The sequence below is a fragment of the Geodermatophilus sp. SYSU D01180 genome, from assembly GCF_054050415.1.
In genome coordinates, this window is the sequence record NZ_JBJGZH010000002.1 from 56,558 (window position 1) to 79,842 (window position 23,285).

The 23,285-nt window shown below is 76.0% G+C and carries 20 protein-coding genes; 8 read left to right on the forward strand and 12 right to left on the reverse strand.

All coding sequences use genetic code 11. The features are described from left to right. Nucleotides 1–28: 28 nt before the first annotated feature. Entirely contained in the window at nt 29–1,186 is a 1,158-nt protein-coding gene (locus ACI8AA_RS03015; RefSeq protein WP_457043038.1) for a YVTN family beta-propeller repeat protein, read from the reverse strand. A 148-nt stretch (nt 1,187–1,334) separates the two neighbouring features. Between ACI8AA_RS03015 and ACI8AA_RS03020 the strand changes: the two genes are divergently transcribed. Then, nucleotides 1,335–2,738, forward strand: a complete 1,404-nt coding sequence (locus ACI8AA_RS03020; protein WP_457043039.1) for an MFS transporter — start codon at nt 1,335–1,337, stop codon at nt 2,736–2,738. Between the two features lies 1 nt (nt 2,739). Here ACI8AA_RS03020 and ACI8AA_RS03025 read toward each other — a convergent pair whose 3' ends face one another. Continuing rightward, complete coding sequence (locus ACI8AA_RS03025) at nt 2,740–3,684, reverse strand: sugar phosphate isomerase/epimerase family protein (RefSeq protein WP_457043040.1); 945 nt, start codon at nt 3,682–3,684, stop codon at nt 2,740–2,742. A 356-nt stretch (nt 3,685–4,040) separates the two neighbouring features. Between ACI8AA_RS03025 and ACI8AA_RS03030 the strand changes: the two genes are divergently transcribed. After that, nucleotides 4,041–6,317 (forward strand): immune inhibitor A domain-containing protein, encoded by a 2,277-nt coding sequence (locus tag ACI8AA_RS03030; RefSeq protein ID WP_457043041.1) that lies wholly within the window; start codon nt 4,041–4,043, stop codon nt 6,315–6,317. Between the two features lie 66 nt (nt 6,318–6,383). Here the strand turns inward: ACI8AA_RS03030 and serA are convergent, their stop codons facing one another. Continuing rightward, nucleotides 6,384–7,592 (reverse strand): phosphoglycerate dehydrogenase, encoded by a 1,209-nt coding sequence (gene serA / locus ACI8AA_RS03035; RefSeq protein WP_457043042.1) that lies wholly within the window; start codon nt 7,590–7,592, stop codon nt 6,384–6,386. 78 nt (nt 7,593–7,670) lie between these two features. Then, complete coding sequence (locus tag ACI8AA_RS03040) at nt 7,671–8,411, reverse strand: HpcH/HpaI aldolase family protein (protein ID WP_457043043.1); 741 nt, start codon at nt 8,409–8,411, stop codon at nt 7,671–7,673. 253 nt (nt 8,412–8,664) lie between these two features. Here ACI8AA_RS03040 and ACI8AA_RS03045 point away from each other — a divergent pair, with 253 nt between their 5' ends. Further along, a complete protein-coding gene (locus ACI8AA_RS03045) occupies nt 8,665–10,044 on the forward strand; it encodes a diacylglycerol/lipid kinase family protein (RefSeq protein ID WP_457043044.1) in 1,380 nt (459 codons plus the stop codon). Here the strand turns inward: ACI8AA_RS03045 and ACI8AA_RS03050 are convergent. The 4 genes from ACI8AA_RS03050 to ACI8AA_RS03065 all read right to left on the reverse strand — a co-directional run bounded on the left by ACI8AA_RS03050 (nt 10,020) and on the right by ACI8AA_RS03065 (nt 14,621). After that, the gene (locus ACI8AA_RS03050) at nt 10,020–11,885 is read right to left on the reverse strand and encodes a SulP family inorganic anion transporter (protein ID WP_457043045.1); all 1,866 of its coding nucleotides are present in this window, start codon (nt 11,883–11,885) and stop codon (nt 10,020–10,022) included. The genes ACI8AA_RS03045 and ACI8AA_RS03050 overlap by 25 nt on opposite strands. Further along, a complete protein-coding gene (locus ACI8AA_RS03055) occupies nt 11,851–12,090 on the reverse strand; it encodes a three-helix bundle dimerization domain-containing protein (protein WP_457043046.1) in 240 nt (79 codons plus the stop codon). Before ACI8AA_RS03055 ends, ACI8AA_RS03050 begins: the two co-directional genes overlap by 35 nt. A 72-nt stretch (nt 12,091–12,162) precedes the next feature. After that, nucleotides 12,163–12,873, reverse strand: coding sequence for a CPBP family intramembrane glutamic endopeptidase (locus ACI8AA_RS03060; RefSeq protein ID WP_457043047.1), 711 nt, complete (start codon nt 12,871–12,873; stop codon nt 12,163–12,165). Between the two features lie 17 nt (nt 12,874–12,890). Continuing rightward, the gene (locus ACI8AA_RS03065; RefSeq protein WP_457043048.1) at nt 12,891–14,621 is read right to left on the reverse strand and encodes an alpha/beta hydrolase; all 1,731 of its coding nucleotides are present in this window, start codon (nt 14,619–14,621) and stop codon (nt 12,891–12,893) included. 111 nt (nt 14,622–14,732) lie between these two features. Between ACI8AA_RS03065 and ACI8AA_RS03070 the strand changes: the two genes are divergently transcribed. Beyond that, nucleotides 14,733–15,224 (forward strand): hypothetical protein, encoded by a 492-nt coding sequence (locus tag ACI8AA_RS03070; protein ID WP_457043049.1) that lies wholly within the window; start codon nt 14,733–14,735, stop codon nt 15,222–15,224. A gap of 148 nt (nt 15,225–15,372) precedes the next feature. On the opposite strand, the gene ACI8AA_RS03075 is transcribed toward ACI8AA_RS03070, so the two are convergent. From ACI8AA_RS03075 to ACI8AA_RS03085, 3 genes are all read right to left on the reverse strand, one after another. Next, the gene (locus tag ACI8AA_RS03075; RefSeq protein ID WP_457043050.1) at nt 15,373–15,888 is read right to left on the reverse strand and encodes a DUF1269 domain-containing protein; all 516 of its coding nucleotides are present in this window, start codon (nt 15,886–15,888) and stop codon (nt 15,373–15,375) included. Nucleotides 15,889–15,934: 46 nt separating this feature from the next. Beyond that, nucleotides 15,935–16,207 (reverse strand): SHOCT domain-containing protein, encoded by a 273-nt coding sequence (locus ACI8AA_RS03080; protein ID WP_457043051.1) that lies wholly within the window; start codon nt 16,205–16,207, stop codon nt 15,935–15,937. An 82-nt stretch (nt 16,208–16,289) separates the two neighbouring features. Next, entirely contained in the window at nt 16,290–16,862 is a 573-nt protein-coding gene (locus ACI8AA_RS03085) for an HdeD family acid-resistance protein (protein ID WP_457043052.1), read from the reverse strand. 112 nt (nt 16,863–16,974) lie between these two features. On the opposite strand from ACI8AA_RS03085, the gene ACI8AA_RS03090 reads away from it, so the two are divergent. After that, nucleotides 16,975–18,522 (forward strand): DUF2252 domain-containing protein, encoded by a 1,548-nt coding sequence (locus ACI8AA_RS03090; RefSeq protein ID WP_457043053.1) that lies wholly within the window; start codon nt 16,975–16,977, stop codon nt 18,520–18,522. A gap of 58 nt (nt 18,523–18,580) precedes the next feature. Beyond that, entirely contained in the window at nt 18,581–19,177 is a 597-nt protein-coding gene (locus tag ACI8AA_RS03095; protein WP_457043054.1) for a potassium channel family protein, read from the forward strand. A gap of 10 nt (nt 19,178–19,187) precedes the next feature. On the opposite strand, the gene ACI8AA_RS03100 is transcribed toward ACI8AA_RS03095, so the two are convergent. Further along, a complete protein-coding gene (locus ACI8AA_RS03100) occupies nt 19,188–20,789 on the reverse strand; it encodes a hypothetical protein (protein ID WP_457043055.1) in 1,602 nt (533 codons plus the stop codon). Between the two features lie 132 nt (nt 20,790–20,921). Here ACI8AA_RS03100 and ACI8AA_RS03105 point away from each other — a divergent pair, with 132 nt between their 5' ends. Both ACI8AA_RS03105 and ACI8AA_RS03110 read left to right on the forward strand, forming a co-directional pair. After that, a complete protein-coding gene (locus tag ACI8AA_RS03105; RefSeq protein ID WP_457043056.1) occupies nt 20,922–22,799 on the forward strand; it encodes a glycoside hydrolase family 15 protein in 1,878 nt (625 codons plus the stop codon). Between the two features lie 117 nt (nt 22,800–22,916). Then, complete coding sequence (locus ACI8AA_RS03110) at nt 22,917–23,279, forward strand: carboxymuconolactone decarboxylase family protein (protein WP_457043057.1); 363 nt, start codon at nt 22,917–22,919, stop codon at nt 23,277–23,279. The last annotated feature ends 6 nt before the right edge of the window (nt 23,280–23,285 follow it).

Genomic DNA, 23,285 nt, shown 5'->3' on the forward strand with positions numbered 1-23,285 from the left:
CGTACGCCGCCGCCGGCGCCGGGCGCGGTCAGGTGCCGGCGACGTCGAGGACGCGGACCGTGCCGTCGCCGGAGTTGGTGACCAGCAGCCGGCGCCCGTCCGGGGTCACCGTGACGCTCGTCGGGTCGACCCCGGTGGGGATCCGCGCGGTGACGGCGCCGGTGCCGGCGTCGACCACCGCCACGGTGCCGTCCTCGACGTTGGCGGTGTAGAGGTGGCGGCCGTCGGGGGCCCAGGTGACGTCCTGCGGCCCGGCGCCGACGCCGGGCACGGTGGCGACCACGGTGTCCGTCGCCGGGTCCAGGAGCGTGACGTCGTCGCTGATGTAGCCGACCACCGCGACCCGCGTCCCGTCCGGCGAGGTCTCCAGGGCGTGCGGCCCGTCGCCGACGGGGACGGTCGCCAGCACCCGGTGGTCCTCCAGGGACAGGACGGTCACGACGTCGGAGAAGTGGTTGGTGACGTAGACCGCCTCGCGGCCGGGCACGAAGGCGACCCAGTGCGGGGACGGCGCGACGTCGACCCGGTCGACCAGCGCCCCGGTGGCGGCGTCGAGGACGTCGAGGTGGTCCTCGTCGTAGTAGGGCACGTACAGCAGCCGGCCGCCGGGGTCGGTCGCCATGGCGTAGGGGCCGCGGCCCACCGGCACGGTGCCGGTCACCGTGTCGGTGGCGGTGTCGATGGTGACGACGACGTCGGTGGCGAACTCCTCGTCGTAGGCGGAGACGAAGACGCGGCTCCCGTCCGGGGAGGTGGTGACCATCTGCGGTGGCGCCTGCGGCACCGGGACGGTCGCCACCACCTCCGCCGTGGCGGGGTCGATGCGGAGGACGGCGCCGAGGACGGGGTCGGCGACGTAGGCGGAGCGGCCGTCGGGGGTGACCGCGAGGTGGTGCGGCGACGAGCCGACCGGGACCGCGGGGCCGACCCCCGGGGTGGCGGACGAGGCGGCCGGACCGGACGACGTCGCGCCGGCCTCCCCGCCGTGCGCGTGCTCCCCGGCGCCCGCCGAGGTCGCGGCCGCACCCGCCCGCGGCTCGGGGGTCGCGCCACCCCGGGGCCACAGGAGCGCGCCCACGACCACCGCTGCCGCGAGGAGCACCAGGCCGAGGGCCAGCGCCGCTCCGTGGCGGCGCGTCCGGCGCCGGTAGTGCTTCCCGTGCGTGACCGTGTGGTGCAGGTCCATGGCTCATCGCCCCGTCGGCCGTCCGGGTGTGCGTGTCGCAGGGGATGGATGGTCGGGGCCCGGCCGGCCCGGGACAAGGGGGGACGGCGCCGGCAGCGCGACCGGCATCACCCGTTGCGGAAGGCAACCACCTGGGACCCTGGTGGTCATGACGCCGCCCCGTTCGCCACGCGCCCTCGTGCCCGTGCTGGTCTTCGTGGGGACGGTCGTCGCCGTCATCAGCAGCCTGGGCGCGCCGCTGGTCCCCGCGATCGCCGTGAGCACGGACGCCCCGCTGCCCGACGCCCAGTGGTCGCTGACCGCCACGCTGCTGGTCGGTGCGGTGGCCACGCCCGTGGTGGGCCGGCTCGGCGACGGGCCGCACCGGCGCCGCGTCGTCCTCGCCGTGCTGGGCGTGGTGACCGCCGGCGGGGTGCTGGCGGCCCTCCCCCTGGGCCTGGGGTGGCTGGTCGCCGGCCGCGCGCTGCAGGGCCTCGGGCTCGGGCTGACGCCGCTGGCCATCGCCACCGCCCGCGAGGCGCTGACCGGCGAGCGCTCCCGCTCGACGATCGCCGCGCTGTCGCTCACCGTCGTCGCCGGCGTCGGCCTCGGCTACCCGCTGGCCGGGCTGGTGGCCGGGCTCGGCGGGGTGCACGCGGCGTTCTGGGCCGGCGCCGCGGTCAGCCTCGCCGCGCTGCTGGCCGCGGCCGCGGTCCTGCCGCCGGCCGCGACCACGACGCGCCGGCCGCTCGACGTCGTCGGCGCGCTCCTGCTGGGCGCCGGGCTGGCCGGGCTGCTCGTCGCGCTCGGCGAGGCCGAGGCGGAGGGCTGGTCCTCCCCGGCGCCGTGGCTGCTCGCCGGCGCCGCGGTCGCGGCGCTGGCCTGCTGGGTGCCCTGGGAGGCGCGGACGCCGGCGCCGCTGGTCGACCTGCGGCTGGCCCGCGGGCGGCTCGCGCTCACCGCCCACGTGGCGGCGCTGCTGGTCGGCCTGTCCAACTACCTGCTGCTGTCCTCGGTGCCCGTCCTCGCCCAGACGCCGGCCTCCACCGGCCCGGGCTTCGGCGCCTCGCTGCTCGTGGCCGGGCTGGTGCTGCTGCCGTTCTCGGCGGCCAGCGTGCTCGGGGGCCGGCTCGCCCGGGCGCTGGCCGACCGCGGGCGGCAGCACCTCGTGCTGCCGGTCGCCGCACTCGTGCAGGCCGGCGCGTTCGTGCTGTTCGGGCTGACCCGCACCGACCTGTGGCAGCTGTTCGCCGTCATGGCCGTCGCCGGGCTCGGGGTGGGCGCGTCCTTCGCGGCGTTCCCCGCGCTCGTGGTCGCCGCGGTGCCGCCGTCGGAGACCGGCAGCGCCACGAGCCTCAACCAGGTCCTGCGCTACGTCGGGTTCGCGCTCGGCAGCGCGCTGACCGCCACCCTGCTCGGTGCCGCGCCGGACACCGGCGGGTACGCGGCGATCGCGGTCCTCGGGCTGGCGGTGTGTGCCACGACCGCCGTCGTCTCCTGGCTGGCACCGGGACGCGCGGAGGGGCGGCCCCGGGAGTCCGGGACCGCCCCTCGTCGAGCGCCTGCGGCGTAGCTCAGCCGTTCGTGCAGGTGAGGTAGGCGAGACCCGCCTGCGCGACCTCGAACGGCTTGAACGTCGGGTCGCCGAAGCGCGGGTCGTGCTCGACGACGTAGTACTTCGTGCTGCCGCCGGCGGCCGCGAAGATCGACGGGAAGTCGATGACGCCCTGGCCCACGATCTCGATCCGGCGGTCAGACGCCCGCAGGTCCTTGACGTGGAACAGCTGGATCCGGTTGCCGTACTCCTCGATGACGTCGACCGGGTCGAGGCCGGCGTAGGTCACCCAGTACAGGTCGAGCTGGGAGACGACGTTCTTGGCCCGGGTGTGCTGCATCAGGATGTCGAAGGCGGTGCGGTCGCCGAAGACGGTCGTGAACTCGAAGTCGTGGTTGTGGATCATCAGCGTCTGACCGGCCTTGCGCGCCTGCTCGCCGACGGCGTCCAGGTACTCGGCGTAGGCGACCCAGTCGGCCTCGGTCGCGAGCCGGACGTCCTCCGGGATCCACGGGGCCCCGGCGCTGCTGCCGGAGCCGAAGTACTTGATGCCGAGGACGCGGTTGTCCTCGAGGATCTCCTCGATGTCCGCGGGGCTCTTCTGCGAGCCGACGTCGACGTGGCGGGCCGACGCCTTGAGGCCGTACTGGTCCAGCAGGGCCCGGTACTCCTCGGCGGTCCAGCCGCTGAGGGTGTACGGCTCGACGTTGCGGTAGCCCATCTCGGCCAGCCGGCGCAGGACCTCCTCGTGGCGAGCCTGCTCGCCGGGGGCGCCGCTGTCGATGTAGTCGGCGAAGGTGTACAGCTGGATCGAGATCTTGCTCAGCGGCACCCGGGCGCAGTCGTCGGTGCTCGTGGACTGGGTGGAGGGGGCGGCGTTCGCGGGGCCGACGAGGCCCACGAACACGAGTGCGGACAGGGCGGCCAGCAGCACGGCTCGCGTCAGGTAGCGCAGGTCTCTCACGGGGTCGATCGGTCCTCTCGGGAGTGACGGCGCACGTCCCACCCCGGAGCGCCCGGTGCAGCCCGGCGATCCGCGGTGATCTGTGCCGTGCACCACAACCTAGCGAGACTTACGCACTCCGCAAAGCAGAAGTCTGCGCAACGCCGCGCGAAACGCCGCGACACGCCGAGGCGGGCTCGTCACCGCAGGTCACGGCAGCGTGGAGCGGACTGCGTCGTCTCGTTGGTCACCGTTCGGTCACGGATTGTCGACTTATTTACTCTTGCTACCTAACGTCTCCCCGGGCTGCCAGAGAGTGATCACCGGTGGTTCCCCACCGGCGGTCGGCGGTCCTCGTCCGACATGGGAGACGGTCCTTGAAGAAGAGAGCTCTTCCCCTGGTCGTGGGCGCCGCGCTGGTCGCGGTCGCCCTGCCCACGACCGCGAACGCGGCACCACCTCAGGAGGACCCCGGCGCGGCCCCCGCCCGGGCGCACGACCTGCCCAACCCCCTCGGTGACAAGCAGCGCGAGCTGCGCCAGGAGGCCCTCGAGCAGGTCGTCTCCGGCCAGGCCACGCCGACCGGCGACAACAAGGTCGTCGAGGTCGCGAAGGGCCAGTACGTCGAGCTGGCCCAGACCGACAGCGACGCGATCTGGACCGTGCTCGGCGAGTTCAGCGACCTGCCGCACAACCAGATCCCCCGGCCCGACCGGAACGTGGACAACACCACGATCTGGGCCGAGGACTTCTCTCAGCCCTACTTCGACCAGCTGCTCTACAGCTCCGCGGACGGGGTCAACTCGGTCGCGAACTTCTACGAGGAGCTGTCCTCGGGCCGCTACACCGTCACCGGTGAGGTCGAGAACTGGGTCCAGGTCCCCGGCACCGGCGCGTCCTACGGCGACAACGACCTCGGTGACCGCGTCACCTGGAACTTCGTCAACGACACGGTCAACACCTGGTACGCGAAGCAGCTGGCCTCGGGCCGGACCGAAGCGGAGATCGATGCGTACCTCTCCCAGTTCGACGTCTGGGACCGCTACGACCAGGACGGCGACGGCAAGTTCGACGAGGCCGACGGCTACATCGACCACTTCCAGGCCGTGCACTCGGGCATGGGCGAGGAGGTCGGCGGCGGCGTCCTCGGGGACGACGCCATCTGGTCGCACCGCTGGTACAACCAGACCAACCGCGTCGGCGCCGCCGGCCCGACGCTGGCCGACGGCACGCAGGTCAAGCTCGGTGGCACGCGGGTCGGCGGATCGAAGTACTGGATCGGCGACTACACGGTCGAGCCGGAGAACGGCGGCGTGGGCGTCTTCGCGCACGAGTTCGGTCACGACCTCGGCCTGCCGGACCTCTACGACACCTCCGGCAACAGCGGCGGCGCCGAGAACAGCACCGCCTTCTGGACGCTGATGTCGTCGGGCTCCTACGGCAACAGCGGCCGGCCGGCCGACGGCATCGGCACCAAGCCGATCCACATGGGCGCGTGGGAGAAGCTGCAGCTGGGCTGGCTGGACTACGAGGTCGTGGCGCCGGGTGCCCGGGCCGACACGCGCCTCGGCCCGTCGACGGCCACCACCAAGCAGGCGCAGGCGCTGATCGTGCTGCTGCCGGACCGCGAGGTCGCCACGACCGTCGGCACCCCGTTCGAGGGCCCCGACTTCTGGTACTCGGGCCAGGGTGACGACCTGGACCACTCGATGCTGACCGTGCTGCCCGCCGGCGCGACCACGCTCACCGCCAAGGTGAACTACCAGATCGAGCAGGACTGGGACTACGCCTACGCCGTCTACACCATCGACGGCGGCCGCACCTTCACCCCGCTGCCGACCAACCGGTCGGTCACGACCGACCCCAACGGCCAGAACTTCGGTCACGGCATCACCGGCAGCACCGGTGGCCAGTGGGTCGACCTGTCGGCGAGCCTGGCCGGCGTCCCCGCGGGCGCCCAGGTGGGCTTCCGCTACTGGACCGACGGCGCCGCCGTCGAGCCCGGCTTCCTGGTCGACGCCGTGGCGATCGACGGCACCCCGGTGACGGCCTGGACCCTCGAGGGGTTCACCAGCACCACGGGCTCGGCGACGCAGTCGTTCTTCAACGCCTACATCGCCGAGAACCGCGCCTACACCGGCTACGACGCCGGCCTGCAGACCGGCCCGTACAACTTCGGGAACCCGTCCCGTCCGGACTGGGCCGAGCGCCTGCCGTACCAGGACGGCCTGCTGATCAGCTACTGGAACACCCAGTACGCGGACAACAACGTCGGCGCCCACCCCGGTGGCGGGCTGATCCTGCCGGTCGACGCCCACCCGGGCCTGCTCTACGAGCCGACCGACGACGAGGGCACCAACCGGGCCGACGGCGAGTCCTGGCGGCCGCGGATCCAGTCCTACGACTCCACCTTCGGGCGGCAGACGACGGACCGGATCACCCTGCACGACCCGGACACCGGCGTGGCCGGCAGCTACGGCGGGCTGCCCGCCGTGCCGACCTTCGACGACACGCAGGACTGGTACGTGGCGCCGGGTGAGCAGCCCGACGCCAACGGCTGGACCGGCGTGGACGTGCCGGAGACCGGCACCCGCATCACCGTGGTGAGCACCAGCGCCCACGACGGGTTCATGCAGGTCCGCGTCAACGGCTGACCTGCTCCGCGAGGACGGCCCCCCGGCGTCAGCCGGGGGGCCGTTCCGCGTTCGGGGAGCGGGAGGTCAGCGGGGCCGGCGCCCCACGGTGGTGAGCCGGACGGTCTCCGGCAGGGCGCGCAGGGCGGCCAGCAGGTCGGCCGGCAGCTCGGCGCTCACGTCGGTGACCGCGTACCCGAGCTCGCCGCGGGTGGCCAGGACCTGGCCGTCGACGTTGAGGCCGTGCTCGCCGACCAGCGCGTCCACGCGGGCGAGGACGCCGGGCACGTTGCGGTGCAGCAGCGCGAACCGGGCCGCCGACGACCCGTGCAGGGCCACGGTCGGCAGGTTGACGCTCAGCGTCGTCGTCCCGGTGGTCGTGTAGTCGACGAGCTTGCCGGCGACGAACCGCCCGATGTCGTGCTGCGCCTCCTGCGTCGACCCGCCGACGTGCGGGGTGAGGATCACGTTCGGCAGGCCGCGCAGCACCGAGTCGAACGGGTCGCCCTGCTCGCGCGGCTCCTCGGGGAACACGTCGACCGCGGCCCCGGCGATGTGGCCGGACAGGACGTGCTCGCGCAGCGCCTCGTGGTCGACGACGAACCCGCGGGAGAGGTTGAGGAACAGGCTGCGCCGGCGCATCCGGGCGAACTGCTCGGCACCGAACAGCCCGGCGTTGCCGGCCCGCCCGTCGACGTGCAGCGTCACCGTCTCCGCCCGCTCGAGCAGCTCCTCCAGGCTGTCGCAGCGCTCCGCGTTGCCCAGTGCCAGCTTGTCCTCGAGGTCGTAGAACAGCACCCGCATGCCCAGCGCCTCGGCGAGCACCGACAGCTGGCTGCCGATGTTGCCGTAGCCGACGATGCCCAGCGTGCGGCCGCGGATCTCGTGGCTGCCGGCCGCGGACTTGTCCCAGGTGCCGGCGTGCAGCGCGCGGTCCCGGTCGACCAGCCGCCGCGCCAGGATGACGATCTCCGCGATCGCCATCTCCACCACGCTGCGGGTGTTGGAGTACGGCGCGTTGAACACCGCGACGCCCGCCGCCGCGGCCGCCGCGAGGTCGATCTGGTTGGTGCCGATGCAGAAGGCGCCGACCGCCGCGAGGCCCGGCCGGGCGCGCACGACCTCGGCGGTCACCTGGGTCTTGGACCGGATCCCGAGCAGGTCGACGCCGTCCAGCGCGTCGACCAGGTCGGCCTCGTCCAGCGCTCCCCGGAGGGACTCGACCTGGTAGCCGGCCTCCCCGAGCAGGTCGGCCGCCACCGGGTCGATGTTCTCCAGCAGCAGGGCTCTGGGCACTCCGGGGACCTCCTCGACCGGGGACCGCCCGCCGGACCCCGTCGGGACGAGTATCCCGTCGCGGCGGGGGCGCCCCGGTCAGCGGGGGTCGGACCCCAGGCGGGCGGCCGCGAGGTGGCCCGCCGTCGCCTCGCCGAGCACGGCGGCGTCGACGGCGACCGTGACGATCGTGGCGCCCTCGGCGGCGAACCCCGCGGCCTCCTGTCCGCTGTAGGCGTGCACGCCCACGGGCACGCCGGCGGCGACCGCCCGCGCGACGATCGAGGACAGCACGGCGCGCAGCTCACCGCGGTGCTCCTCCCCCGTCAGCCCGAGGGACAGGGACAGGTCGCCGGGGCCGACGTACACGCCGTCCAGCCCCTCGACGGCGAGCAGGGCGTCGAGGTCCTCGAGCGCGGTGGCGGCCTCCACCATGAGCACGACCAGGGGATCGTCGGCGCCGCCGGACAGCCGCCCGATCGACCGGGTCCCGGCCGGCGCGTACCGGGTGGCGGCCACCACCTCACGGGCGTGCGCGGCGTCGCGCACGTTCGGCACGACCACGCCGCGGGCGCCCAGGTCGAGCGGGCGGCCGACGTCGGCGAAGGCGGGGCTGCGGGTCCGGACCAGCGGCACCGCGCCGGCCGCGCCGATCGCCGCCGCGGTCCCCGGCAGGTCGGCCTCGGCGGTGGCGCCGTGCTGCAGGTCCACGACGACGTAGTCGGCGCCGGTGCGTGCCAGCAGCTCGCCGGTGACCGCGCCGGGCAGCAGGCTCCACAGCCCGTGCGCGGGCTCCCCCGCCGCCCACCGCCGCCGCAGGTCCGCCGCGCTCGCCGCCATGCCGCCCCGTCCCCCGTCGTCCGCCCGTCCGCCCGTCGTCCGCCCGTCGTCGTCCCGGCTCGGGCACCCGCCAGGCCGGCGCGCCACGGGCCGGGCCCTCCGTCGCGGCCTGGCGGGGCAGATCCAGTTTCGGTAATCCCGGCCCCCACCGCGACCCGGCGCCGCGGAACCGTCCCCGGAGGGTGAGCCCGCACCGCCCCGCACCGGGCAGCATCCCCTCCGCCGGCCGGGGGCCGGCCGGAGGAGGTGCGCCGTGGAGACCTCGCGGACCCGACGGTGGGAGGCCCGCGGCGCGCTGGCGCTGGCCGCCGCCGCCCTGCTCGTGCTGCTGGAGTCCGCCAACGGGCGCGGCCTGTGGCTGGTGGCCCTCGTGGTGGCGACCGCCGTCGCGGTCGTCGCCGGGGTCTTCTGGTTCCTGCGCCACGGCCGCGCCAAGCGCTGGTTCGCCCTCGCCCTCGTGGTGGTGGCCCCGCTCGCGCTCGTCGTCGTGTTCCTGGCCGAGGACCTGGTGCTGTCCGCCGTCGTGGCCGCGCTGCTCTGGGGCGCGGCGCTGGGCACCGCGCGCGCCGCGCTGCGGCCGGACCCGGCGGAGTGGACCCTGCCGGTCGCCGAGGTGCCGCCGCCCCGGCACCCGTTCCTCGTGATGAACCCGCGGTCCGGCGGCGGCAAGGTCGGCCGGTTCGCGCTGCGGGAGCGGGCGGAGGCGCTCGGCGCGGAGGTGGCCCTGCTGGACCGGCCCGGGACCGACGTGCAGCAGCTCGCCCGCGACGCGCTCGCCCGCGGTGCGGACCTGCTGGGCGTGGCCGGCGGCGACGGCACGCAGGCGCTGGTGGCCGACGTGGCCGCCGAGCACGGCGTGCCGTTCCTGGTGATCAGCGCCGGCACCCGCAACCACTTCGCGCTCGACCTCGGCCTGGACCGGGAGGACCCGTCCCGCTGCCTCGACGCCCTGACCGACGGGGTGGAGGCGCGGATCGACCTAGGTTCGGTCAACGGGCGGCCGTTCGTGAACAACGCGTCCTTCGGCGCGTACGCCGAGATCGTGGAGGACCCCGGGTACCGGGAGGACAAGGCCGGCACCACCCTCGCGGCGCTGCCCGACCTGCTCAGCCGGCGGCGCGGGGCGCACCTGCGGGCCGAGGCGGGGTCGCTGGTGGTCGACGGGCCGCAGGCGGTGCTGGTCAGCAACGGCTCCTACGACGAGTCCGACCTCGCCGGGATCGGCCGGCGGTCCCGCCTGGACCGCGGCGTGCTCGGCGTCATCGCGATCCGGGTCGACAGCGCGCGGCAGGCCGTCGACCTGCTGCGCGGCGCCCACCAGCGGGGCATCCGGACGACGGAGGCGCGGGAGGTGCTGGTGACCGCCGACGTGCCCGAGGTCCCCGTCGGCATCGACGGCGAGACGGTGCGGCTGGCCACGCCGGTGCGGTGCACGGTCCGCCCGGGGGCGCTGCGGGTCCGGCTGCCGCGGGAGCGCCCCGGCGTCCGCGCGCCGCGGGCCCGGGTGCAGTGGTCGTCGCTGTGGTCCCTGGCCCGGGGCCGGCCGCCCCGGACCGAGGCGGCCCCGCCCGCGGGCCGGCCGGCGCCGGTCGGCGCGGACCGGGCCGCTCAGGCGCCCGGCACGGACGGCTGAGCGCCGCTGCCCCGCCCCGCGTCCGGTGGTGCGTCCCGCGGGCCGGGTAGCCGCGACGGCGGGGCGGCGGCGGGCGGGCCGGCGTCCGGCCAGTCGGCTCCGGTCTCCTGGCGGAACGCCCGGACCGCGGCCCCGATCGTGGGGAAGAAGTCCCGCGCGCCGATCTCGCCGGCGAGGCCGTAGCGCTCGATCTTGCGGCGGACCGGGTCCTTGAGCTCGGCGAAGACCAGGCTCTGCCCGCGGCCGGCGAGCGCCCGGTCCAGCTCGAACAGCACGTCGGCGGCGGTGGTGTCGACGTCGGTGATCGGCTCGGCCGCGACGACGATCCACCGGGGCGCGGGCTCGGAGCGGGCCAGCGCGGTGACCTCGTCCCGGAAGGTCTTGGCGTTGGCGAAGAACAGCGGCGCGTCGAACCGGTAGATGACCAGCCCGGGCAGCCGGCCGGCCTCCGGGTAGGAGTGCACGTCGTGGTAGCCGGGGAGGCCGTCGACCCGGCCCAGCTCGGTCTCGTAGGGGTGCCAGGCCCGGCGGAACACGTTGAGGATGGACAGGCCGACGGCGACCGCGATGCCCGGCAGCACCCCGAGCAGCGCGACGCCGGCGAAGGCGACCAGCGAGAGCGTGAACTCGACGCGCCGCTGGCGCCACAGCCGCACGGTGCCCGGCAGGTCGGCCAGCGACAGGGACGCGGTGATGACGACCGCCGCCAGCGCCGCCTGCGGCAGGTCGCGGAAGAGGCCGGGCAGGAAGACGATCATCAGGAGCACCAGCGCGGCGCCGGTGACCCCGGTCAGCTGGGTGCGGGCGCCGGCCCGCTCGGCGACCGCGGTGCGCGAGGCGCTGGTGCTGACGGGGAAGCCCTGGAACAGCCCGGCGGCGAGGTTCGCCGTCCCGATGCCCACCATCTCCTGGCCGCCGTGCACCTCCTGGCCCGTGCGCTGGGCGAACGACGACGCCGTCGAGATGGTGTCGGCCAGGGACACCAGCGCGATCGCCAGCGCGCCGGCGACCAGCACCCCGAGGTCGGACCAGCCGACCGAGGGGATCGTCAGCGGCGGGAAGCCCTGCGGCAGCTCCCCCACCAGGTCCGCCCCGCGCTCCCCCAGGTCGAACGCCGCGCTGGCGGCGATGGCCAGCACGACCATGACCAGCACCGCCGGCACCTTCGGCCACCACCGCTGCAGCACGAGGACCAGCGCGACGCCGCCCAGCCCGACTGCCGCGGCGGCCGGCACCGCCTGCCCCTGGGCCACGCCCTCCACGAAGCCGGCGGCCTCGCCGACGACGCCGTCGGCGTCCACCGAGAACCCGAGCAGCTTGGGCAGCTGGCCGACCAGGATGGTCAGGGCCAGCCCGTTCATGTAGCCGATCATGGTCGGCTTGGAGAGCAGGTCGGCGACGAAGCCGAGCCCGGTCCAGCCGGCCACGACCATCACCACCCCGGTCACCAGGGCGAGCACCGACGCCAGCGCGACCGCCCGCTCCGGGTCGCCGCCCGCGGCCGCCAGCGGGAGGACCGTCGCCGCGATCATCGGGCCGAGGGAGGAGTCGGGGCCGAGGACCAGGATGCGGGACGGGCCGAACACCGCGTACGCCAGCAGGCAGGTGATGGTCGTGTACAGACCGGTGATCGCCGGCAGCCCCGCCAGCTCGGCGTAGGCCATGCCCTGCGGCACGAGCAGCGTGGTGAGCACCACCCCGGCGGTGACGTCGCGGGGCAGCCAGGCGCGTCGGTAGCCGCGCAGCGCCCGGAGACCGGGCGGGACGGGCCTCCGGGTCCCCCGCGCCCGGCGGGAGCCGCCCGGGTCAGCCGGCCGTCCGCCGGACGCGGTAGCGCTCACGGAGCCGCTTCTCCACCAGGATCGGGACGAACACCTGCACGGGGGCGTCGGCGAACGCCGCGAACGCCGCCACCGCCCGCGCCCGGACCTCCACCGGGTCCGCGCCGTACTCCTGCGACAGCCGGGCCACGAGCGGCCCGAGGACCGCGTCCGCGCCGGGGACGGCGTCGCCGTCCGCCGGGACCGGCTCGACGGCCACGCTCATCTCCGCCTCCTCGCCCCGGGGACGGACGTGCCGGGACCGTTCCACCGTCCCGGCACGGAGCGGTCCCGGGCCTCACCCGCCGAGGACGAGGCCCGGGCCCCCGCCCGCCCCGGCGTCCAGCCGCCGCGCGAGGGGCCCGGTGAGGACGCCCAGCGCGTTGGTCGCCCAGTGCGCGCCGGCCGCGGCGAGGACGCTGCCGCTGCGCCGGCGCAGCTCGCCGAACACGAGGCCGCCGACGGTGGTCAGCGCCACGGTGCCCGCGAGCGTCGCGGTGGGGACGCCGGGGTCGCCCTCCTCGGCGGCCAGCACGGTGGGGACGTGCCACAGGCCGAACAGCACCGCGGTGCCGACCAGCACCTGCCACGGCCGGCAGTGCCGGGCCAGCGCTCCCCAGAGCACCGAGCGGAACGCGGCCTCCTCGAGGACCACGGTGCCGAGCGGGATGCTGAGGAACGCCTTCGCCAGCAGGCCGGGCAGCGGGAGGTCGTAGCGCTCGTCCAGGAAGGCCGGCCGGACCGGTGGGGCCAGGACGCCCACGGCGTAGACGGCCGCGACCACGCCCACCGACCCGAGCGCCCACCGGCAGCCCGCCGCCAGCCGGTCGCGGCCCAGGCCGAGCTCCGGCCAGCCGAGCCCGGACAGCCGCGCCCCCGCGAGCAGGGCGGCGCCGGTGAGGCCGCGCACCCACCACGGCGGGCGCACCAGCGGCCCGGCCACGGCCAGCACGGCGACCACCGCGACGACGGTCCCGCTGCGCAGCCGGTCGCGGGCGGACGCCGTCACGGACCCGCGCCGGCCGGTCAGTACCGGCCGAGCAGCGGCCGCAGCCGCGCGGTGTCGGCGTCGGTCCACCCGGGCGGCTGCGCGACGGCGGCCCAGGCGTCGGCGTAGTCGGCCGTGTACCGGTGGCCGTGCCCGTCCGGGGCGCCGGTCGAGAAGGCCATGTCGGCGGTCACCTGCCAGAAGGTCACGAAGGGCAGCCACACCACGGCGTCCGACACGTCCGGCGCCCGCGGCCCCTCGAGCCAGCTCGGCCGGGTCAGCAGCAGCTCGGGGGACCACCAGACGATCGGGTCCGAGGCGTTCTGCAGGTACACGACCCGCGACTCCCCCCACGGGGCGGGCGGCGCGGCGAGGTCGGCGGCCTCGTCGGCGAACCGCGCGGTCCGCCCGCCGTCGAGCACCGGCAGCCACTCCGGCGACCCCTCGTCCCGGTCGGCGACCAGGTCCCGCCACAGCGCGTTGAAGTTCGGCGGGCCGGCCCAGACCACCCCGGTCGCGCGGTTCTGGATGTCGGCCAGGCCGCTGAAGGCGGCCTCCCCGCCGAAGCTGCCGAGGCTCTCGCCGAGCACCAGCAGGTCCGGCCGCTCGCCCACCGGCAGCCGGGCCCAGGTGCCGTACACCGCGTCGAACAGCGCCCGCCCGGCGTCCCGCGCCTTGGCCTGGTCGACGAGGAAGGACAGCCAGCTGGGCAGGTAGGAGTACTGCATGGACACCATCGCGGTGTCCCCGTTGAACTCGTGCTCCAGCGCGGCGCCGGCCGCCGGGTCGATCCAGCCGGTCCCGGTCGTGGTGACCACGGCGAGCACCGCCCGGTCGAAGCCGCCGGCCCGCACGAGGTCCCGGACGGCGAGGTCCGCGCGCTCCTCGACGTCCTCGGCCGACGCCAGCCCGGCGTAGACGCGGACCGGCGGGAGGGCCGGCCGCCCCGAGAACGCGGCGAGGTCCTCCGGCGTCGGGCCGGAGCCCACGAAGATCCGGCCCTGCCGGCCGAGCTCCTCCCACGGCAGCAGCGAGCCCGGCCCCCCGGAGCGCTCGGCGCCGGTGGGCCGGACGGCGCCCTCCCCCGTCTCGTCGTCCTGCACGCTGAACGCGGAGTTCGCGGCCTCGATCAGCCCCTGGAACAGCACGCCGTTGACCAGGAACACCACCAGCGCCCCGACCGCCACGACACCGAGCGGCCGGGCCAGGCGCCGCGGCAGGACGCGGGCCAGCAGCCGCACCAGCCCGCGGCCCAGCCACCGGACGCCCCGGCCCAGGGCGACCAGGACCACGAAGAGCAGCACCGCCACGACGACGATGCCGGCGGAGGAGTACCCGCGCGGCGGGTCGAGCCCCATGAGCAGGTGGACCTCGCGCTGCCAGCGCGCGCCGAGCCACAGCGAGACCACGACCAGCACCGTCCCGGCCACGGCCAGCACCTGCCAGGCGCGGCGTCGGAACCGCGCGGACATCCGGCGGTCGGTGGCCTCCGCGACGAACCAGGCGAGGCCGGTCCCCAGCCCGTAGCCGATCGCCGCGGTGATGCCCGCGACCAGGCCCTGGATCAGCCAGCCGCGGGGCAGCAGCGACGGCGTCAGGGACAGGCAGCCGAGCAGCACGGCCCCGGCCAGCCCGCTCCACCGGTACCGCGGCAGCCAGCGCAGCCACCGACGGCCGGGCCGGCGCGGGGGCCCCTCCTCGGGAGCCTGGCGCGGCGCGGGGACGGCAGGCGTCACGGAGGCGTCTCGGACAGCCGGTTCGGTCGTCATGTCGGGCTCCGCGCGGACCTGGGGGCGCCGACGCTAGGGGCCTCCCGCGCGGCCGGGATCGCACCGGGCGGACGATGTGCGGCCCGGCGGGCGGCCCCCAGGCTGCGGCGCATGCGAGCCGGACTCGAGGCGCACCTGGGCTCCCGGCAGGTCGGCCGGGTCGTGTACGGCTCGATCATCGGCCTGGCGCTGGTCGTCGCGGTCGAGCAGCACCCGCCCTCGCCCGGCGTCATGGCCGTGTGGCTGCTGGGGACCGCCGTGGCCGTGGGCCTCGCCGAGGTCTACAGCGACGTGGTGGGCACCGAGACCCGCGCGCGGCGGCGGGTCACCCGCCCCGAGGTCGTGCACATGACCGAGGACGCCGCGGCGGTCGGGTTCGGCGTGGTGTTCCCCGCCGTCTTCTTCCTGCTCGCCGCGCTCGGCGTGCTCGCGACCGGCACCGCGTTCACCGTCGCCAAGTGGTCCGGGGTGGGCCTGATCGGGTGCTACGGCTACTGGGGTGTGCGGCTGGCCGGCGGGTCCACCTTCCAGGCGCTGGTCAGGGGCGCGCTCGTGGCCCTCGTCGGCGCGGGTCTCGTCGCGCTGAAGGCGCTCGTGCACTGACCGCGGACGCGACGGGGCCCGGCCGCCGCGGCGCCCGCGCGGCCCCGCGCCGCCCCCCCCCCCCCCCCCCCCCCCCCCCCCCCCCCCCCCCCCCCCCCCCCCCCCCCCCCCCCCCCCCCCCCCCCCCCCCCCCCGTCCCGGGGAGCGCTCAGCCCGTCGTCGCGGGCGCGGGCGCCTCGGTGTCGGCGAAGACCTCGCGCAGCTTGGTCTCCTGGTCGTTGCTGAGGTTGCTCTCCACCAGGGTCATCTCCTGGCCCGCGAACGCCTCCCGGACCCGGTCCACGACCGCGTCCGAGGAGAGGACGAACAGCGCCGAGGTCCCGGGCCGGATCTCCTCGCGCATCCGGCGGATGAAGGCGTCGTCGATGCCGACGTCGGTCATGCTGCCGGTGAGGGCACCCATCGCCGCGCCGACCGCCATGCCGAGCAGCGGGACGAGGAAGATCAGGCCGAACAGCATCCCCCAGAACGCGCCGCCCAGGGCGCCGGCACCGGCCAGGTTGTGCAGCTGACGGGTCTTCGGCTTCCGCGCCCCCTCGGGGTAGGTGACGATCGCGGCGTCGTGGATCCGGATCAGCTCCCGGCGCTGCAGGTCGGCGAGCGTGGCCTGGGCCCGCTCGGCGCCGCCGGCGGTGGGGAACGTCCAGACGGTCATGGTGGCCATGTACTTCCTCCTCGGGGATGGGTGCACCGGACCGGCGGCCCGGGGGTCAGGAGTCGAGGATCCGGCTCTTCTGGAGGGCGAACTCGGCGTCGTCCAGGACGCCCGAGTCGTGCAGCTGACCCAGCTCGCGCAGCTGGGCGAGCTTGGTGTCGGTGTCGGTCCGCGGCGGGGGCACCGGCGCGGCTGCCGGCTGCGGCGCGGCGGCCGCGTCCTGCTGCGCCCACCGGTTGGCCTGACGCCGCCGGACGCGGCCGGACACGGCACTGGCCGTGCCTGCGACGACGGCCGTGCGGGCGACGCCGCGGAGCAGTCCTGGCATGTCGGCTCCTGTTCTCTCGGTCCTGTCCCTCTCGTTCCCGTCCCCCGTGTGCGGGGCGGGCGGGGCTGGGTCGTCCTGCGGGTCACCGGCCGACGGCCGCTCCGCCGGCGGGGCGCAGGAAGGCGACGGCCACCAGCGCCAGGCCGAGGAACAGCACCTGGACGCCGAACAGGACGCACAGCACCAGGACCGTGGCCTCCGGCCAGGTGAGGGCCAGCACGCCGACGACGACGTCGACGACGCCGAGCGCGGCCAGCCAGCCCCGCCCGTCGACCCGGTCCCGCCCGACGACGGCCAGGGCGATGCGGCCGGCGCCGTGGACGAGCAGCGACAGCGCGGTGACCAGCACCAGCGTCCAGAGCGTCACGCCGGGCCAGACCGCGGCCAGGACGCCGCCGATCACGAGGACGGCGCCCAGCAGCACCGAGGCCCCGCGGGAGCGCCCCGAGTCCCACCCGACGGCGATCTCCAGCAGCCCCCCGACGACGAACGAGAGCCCGACGAGCAGGGCGAGGCTGCGCGCGGCGGCGACCGGGTTGGCCAGCAGGACGACCCCGAGGACCACGACGGCCAGGCCGAGCAGCCCGACCACCACGCGCGCGCCACTGCGCCGGGGCGGGACGGTCACGGAGGGACGGGACAGGTCGGTGCTCATCGCGGTTTCCTCCCGGCTGCGTTCCGGCGCCGAGGGTCGCCGTCCGGGGCCGGGACGTCCTCATCCCCGCCGGATGAGGCCACCGCGCGGTCCGGCCCGGCACCGTCGGGCCATGAGCACAGGCGCAGCCGCACGCCGGACGGCCCGGACCACGATCCCGACCCGGGAGGCGCGCCGCGGAGGCGGCGGCACCGTGCTCGACGGGAACGAGGTGCTGACCGGGACGGCGGTCGCCGTCGAGGACCGGCCCCCGCACGGGGCCGGCCGGCCGCCGCGGCCCACGCCGCAGCAGCGGCGGGCCGCGGGGAAGGCACTGCGCGCCACCGCCCCGCTCGACGCGCTCGCCGAGTCCCCGCGGGCGACGCGCACCCGCGACCCGCTCACCCTGCTCGTGGAGCAGGCGGCGGACCGGGTGCCCGAGCTGGTGCCGATCCGCTACGGGCGGATGCTCGCGTCCCCGTTCGCCTACTACCGCGGCGCCGCCCGCGTCATGGCGGCCGACCAGGCCGGCGCGTCCCGCTCGGGCCTGACCGTGCAGATGTGCGGGGACGCGCACGCCGCCAACTTCGGGCTGTTCGGCTCGCCCGAGCGGCGGCTGCTGTTCGACACCAACGACTTCGACGAGACCCTGCCGGGCCCCTTCGAGCACGACGTCCGGCGGCTGGTCGCCAGCCTGGAGCTCGCCGGCCGGGAGAACGGCCTGTCGCGCAAGCAGCGCCGGGCGGTCACCGTCGCCGCCGGCGCGCGCTACCGGACGGCGATGGCGGAGTTCGCGGGGCAGCGGGACATCGAGGTCTGGTACGCGGGGCTCGACGCCGAGGTGCTGCAGCACGACCTGGCCGCGCAGCTCGGAGCCGGTGCGCGCAAGCGGCTGGCCCGCGCGCTCGAGCGGGCGCGGACCCGCGACAGCCTCCAGGCGTTCGGCAAGCTCACCGAGGTGGCCGACGGCCGGCTGCGGATCAAGGCCGAGCCCCCGCTGCTGACGCCGCTGCGCGACCTCGTGCCCGGGGCGGAGGGCCCGGACCCGGCCGGCGCCTTCCACGGCCTGATCCGGCTGTACCGGAGCTCGCTGCAGGTCGACCGCCGCACGCTCCTGGAGCGGTACGCGTTCGTCGACATGGCCCGCAAGGTCGTCGGGGTGGGCAGCGTGGGCACCCGCTGCTGGGTGGTCCTGCTCGTCGGGCGCGACGACGACGACCCGCTGCTGCTCCAAGTCAAGGAGGCCGGCCCCTCGGTGCACGCCGAGTTCGTCGGGCCCAGCCGCTACACCCACCAGGGCGAGCGGGTGGTGGCCGGCCAGCGCCTCATGCAGCAGGCCAGCGACGTCTTCCTCGGCTGGGAGCGGACCGCCGGCGTCGACGGCGTGGAGCGGGACTTCTACGTCCGGCAGCTGCGGGACTGGAAGGGGTCGGTCGAGCTCGGCGACCTGCGCCCCGAGGGACTGCAGACCCTCGGCGCGGTGTGCGCCTGGTGCCTGGCCCGGGCGCACGCCCGCACCGGTGACCGCATCGCGATCGCCGGCTACCTGGGCTCCTCGCCGGCGTTCGAGCAGGCGCTCGCCGACTACGCGGAGGCGTGCGCCGACGTCACCGAGGGCGACCACCGCCAGCTGGCCGACGCGGCCGCCGCGGGCCGGGTGCCCGTGGAGCGCGACGTCTGACCCGGGTCACCCGGGCCGGGTGATCCGCGTCGCGGACGGGCACCGGGACGCTGCGCGCGTGGGAGGCCCGGCGAGCACCGACCGGCCACCCGGCGCCACCGCCGGGCCGGCGGCGTCGCCGCACGGCCTGCCCGGGCGCGGCCCGCTGCTGCGGGGTGCCGCGCGGACGCTGCTCACGACGGCGGGGCTGCTCGTCGTCTACGCCCTGCTTCCCCTCGACCGGGCGTTCACCGTGGGCACGGTCCTCGCGCTCGGCGCCGGGGTCCTCGCCGTCGGGGTGCTGGTCGTCGTGCAGGTGCGGGCGATCCTGCGTTCCCGGCACCCGGGGCTGCAGGCGGTCGAGGGCATCGCGCTGTCGCTGCCGCTGTTCCTGCTGCTGTTCGCGACCGTCTTCGTGCAGCTGTCGGGCAGCGACCCGCGGGCGTTCAGCGAGCCGCTGGACCGCGTCGACGGCGTCTACTTCGTGGTCACCGTGTTCGCCACGGTGGGCTTCGGGGACATCAGCGCGGTCAGCACCGTCGCCCGGGTCCTCACCACCGTGCTGATGGTCGGCGACCTGGTGCTCATCGGGCTCGTGCTCAAGCTGTTCCTCGGCGCGGTGGACCGCCGCCGGGCGACCCAGTCGGGCGGCCCGGCCCCCGGCGGGGACGGCTGACCCGGCCCGCTCACGAGGCCAGCAGCCGGTTCTTCACCCGGAGGAACTCCTCCTCGGACAGGACGCCGGCGTCCCGGGCGGCGCCCAGGCGCAGGAGAAGGTCGAGCCGGTCCTCGAGGGTGGAGATCGCCTCGGCGGGCAGGGCCGGGACCAGCCGCTCGGCGTCGGGGACGGGCGCGGGCGCGGGCGGGGACCCGGCGGCCGCCGGCGCCCCGGCCGCCGCCGTCCCCGCGGCCGTCCCCGAGGCCGTCGTCGCGGCGGCACCGACCAGCACGCCGCCCGTCTCCGGGCCCGGGCGCGGGGCCGGCACCCCGGCCGGCACCCCGTCCGCGGCGGGGACGCCCGGTCCCGGCGCGGCAGGGGCCGCGGCCGGCGCGCGGCTGCTCAGCCACTCCAGGGCGCCGATCCACAGCGCGACCAGGGCGGCGACCCAGATCAGCACCGACAGGGTCGGCGACGGCCACAGCAGCAGCACGACGGCACCGAGCACGATGCCGGCCCACCGTGCCGGGCCGAGGTGGTCGCGCACCGCCGCACCCCACCGGGCGGTCCGCCCGGGCAGGTCCAGGCCGTCCGCGAACGCGCGCGCCCAGGCGGCGGTGCGCCGCGTCCAGGGCTCCCCGGCGGTGGGCACGGCGGCGGGGGTGCCGGCGTCGGCCGCGCCCTCGGCGGTGGCCACGCGGGCCGTCCGCGCCCGCTCCCGGCGGCGCTGCAGCTCGTCCCGGGCCGACGCCGCGCCCCGCCGCACGCCGGCGACGAGGCCGAGCCGGCCCCACACGACGGTCAGCACGCCGAGGAGCACGGCGGCGACGAGCAGCCACAGCGTCCAGGTCCGCAGGTCACCGGCGAAGACGTCGTACACCGCGCCCACGGCGTCCCGGTTGTCGGGCCGGGCCGCCTGGACCACCATGCCGCGGCCGATCCGCAGGGCGAGCAGGACGAGCAGGACGAACACGGCCGTCGTCACCGCCCACGCCCGCACGGTGCCGCGCCGGTGCCGGGAGACGGCGAGCGCGCCCGCGAGCGTGCCCAGCGACACCAGGCCCAGCCACCACCAGACCGACCGGAGCAGGTCGACCGCGTTGTAGACCTCCGGGCTCTGCGCCGGGGTCAGGAGGGTGACGCCGACGTCGTCGGGCACGAGGTCGAGGACCTGGCCGGCGAGGCCGTCCTGCACCGAGGCGGGGATGCGCTCCTTCGCCTGCCCGAGCGTGAACTGCACCGGTTCCCCGGCGACCAGCTGGTCGTGCGCGGAGGTCAGCGCGGACTCCGTCAGCGGGCGGAACGGGTCGGAGGCGAGCAACCGGCTCACCCCGGCCGACACGAGCGAGCTGACGCCGCCCTCCACGGTCGACCGGTACTGCTGCAGCCGGTCGGGCAGTGCCACGACGACGTCGTCGATCGCGGTCTGCACCTCGGGGTTGGCCATCACCGTCGCCGTGACCTGTTCGGTGACGCGGGCCTCCACCGCCGGCAGGTCGACGACCGTCTCGACGTTCGACACGAACGCCTGCGTGTCCACCACGTTCTGGCGGACCCACAGCGACGTGCTCGCCAGGACGAGGGCGAGGGCGCTGACGAGCAGCAGCAGCCCGGTGGCGAAGCGGCGCACGGGACCCACCTCCCTGCCCGGCAGGAGCGGGGTGCCCGCCGGCGGCGACCCAGCGTGAGGGGCTCGCGGCCGGCCGCTCATCACCCGTCGGGGATGAGGCGACCCGGGGGCCCCGGCACCACGGTCGCCGCCATGACCGACACCCTCCCGCCCGCGACCGCCCGGCCCGAGACGGCCATCGCCGACCACGGGATCATCGGCGACCTGCAGACCGCCGCGCTGGTCACCACCGACGGGTCGATCGACTGGTTCTGCTCCCCTCGGTTCGACTCGCCCAGCGTCTTCGGCGCGATCCTCGACGACGAGCGCGGCGGGCACTTCCGGATCCGCCCGACCGGCACCGACTGGACGTCGTCGCAGATGTACCTGCCCGACACCGCCGTCCTCGTGACCCGGTTCTTCACCCCGGGGGGCATGGGGCAGGTCCTCGACTTCATGCCCACCGCCGGGACCGCCGCCACCGACGACCACCGCATCGTGCGCATGCTGCAGTGCGTCCGCGGGCGGGTGACCTTCGAGGTCGACGTCGCCCCCCGCTTCGACTACGGCCGGCAGCCGCACCGGGTCGACGTCGCCTCCGGCGGCGCCGTCTTCACGTCGGCCGGCGCACAGCTGACGCTGCACCTCGTCCGCGAGGCCGACGACGAGCGGCTCGCGGAGGCGCGGCTGGACGGCACCGACGTGCACGCCACGATCACGCTGGAGGCCGGGCAGACGCGCGGCGTCGTGCTGCAGACCGGCGCGGACGTCCGGCCGCGGGAGATCCGCCCGTCCGAGGTCCGGGCGCTGCTCGCCGAGACCGTCGCCGGCTGGCGGTCGTGGGTGGACCGGTCCACCTACCGCGGCCGCTGGCGCGAGGTCGTGCAGCGGTCGGCGATCACGCTGAAGCTCATGACCTACGCACCCAGCGGCGGCATCGTGGCGGCCCCGACCGCGGCGCTGCCGGAGCAGGTCGGCGGCGAGCGCAACTGGGACTACCGGTTCACGTGGGTGCGCGACGCGTCGTTCTCCGTGCACGCGCTGCTGCGGCTGGGGATGCGCGAGGAGGCGGCGTACTTCGGCCGCTGGCTGGGCGACCGGATCCGCGAGCGGGCCGGCAGCGACAGCGGACCGCTCAACATCATGTACCGGATCGACGGCTCCTCCGACCTCAAGGAGGACGTGCTCGAGCACTGGCGGGGCTACCGCGGCTCGGCACCGGTGCGCATCGGCAACGGCGCGGCCGAGCAGCTGCAGCTCGACATCTACGGCGAGGCGCTCGACAGCCTCTACAGCGGCATCCGGGCCGGCCTGCCGCTGCCCGCGCAGGGCTGGACGGCAGTCACCCGGGTGCTCGACTGGCTGACCGACAACTGGGACCAGCCGGAGGAGGGCATCTGGGAGACCCGCGGCGGGCGCGAGCCGTTCACCTACGGGCGGGTCATGAGCTGGGTGGCCTTCGACCGCGGCATCCGGCTGGCGACCGAGCACGGCCGTCCTGCCTCGCTCGAGCGCTGGACCGCCGAGCGGGACGCCGTCTACCGCCAGGTCCTCGACCGCGGCTTCCACACCGGCCGCAACGCGTTCGTCCAGCACTACGACACCGACGTCCTGGACTCCGCGCTGCTGCGGATGCCCACCGTCGGGTTCATCGACGGCCGCGACCCGATGTGGGAGTCGACCCTGCGGGCGATGGACCGCGAGCTGGTGACCGACAGCCTGGTCTACCGCTACGACCCCGAGGCCTCCCCGGACGGGCTGCGCGGGTCGGAGGGGACGTTCTCGCTGTGCACGTTCGCCTACGTCGACGCGCTCACCCGCGCCGGCCGGCTCGACGACGCCCGCACCGCCTTCGAGAAGATGCTGACCTACGGCAACCACGTGGGCCTGTACTCCGAGGAGATCGCCCTCACCGGCGAGCAGATCGGGAACTTCCCGCAGGCGTTCACGCACCTGGCCCTCATCGACGCGGCCCTCACCCTCGACGCGGCGCTCGACGGGCGTGCGCCGCACGTCGCCGGCGCCCGCTGAGCCGGCCGTCTCGTCCGCGCAGGGGGAGGTCCGGCGGCGCCCGCCGTGCCGAGGCTGGGCACCGCCGGACCACCCCAGACGTCGGCCCGCCCCAGGCGGCCCACCCCAGGAGGAGCCATGACCCAGACCGTCCCCGACGACACCCTCGACGGCCTCGCCCGGGGGGACGCCCCGGTGATCGAGACAGTCCTCGCCATGAACCTCGACGCGCTCGAGCGTTCCGGCCTGGACCCCGACACGTACCTGCTCGTCCGCCTGGCCGTGCTCGTGGCCGTCGGCGCACCGCCGGCGTCGTACGCGGTCACCCTCGGCATGGCCCAGGACTCGGGCGTCACGGTCGAGCAGGCGCAGTCCGTGCTCGTCGCCATCGCCCCGCTGGTGGGCACCCCGCGGATCACCGCGGCCGCCGGCAACATCCTGCGCGCCGTGCTGGGCGCGGAGGCCCTGGCCGACGTCATCCCCGAGCAGCGCACGTCCTGACCCCGT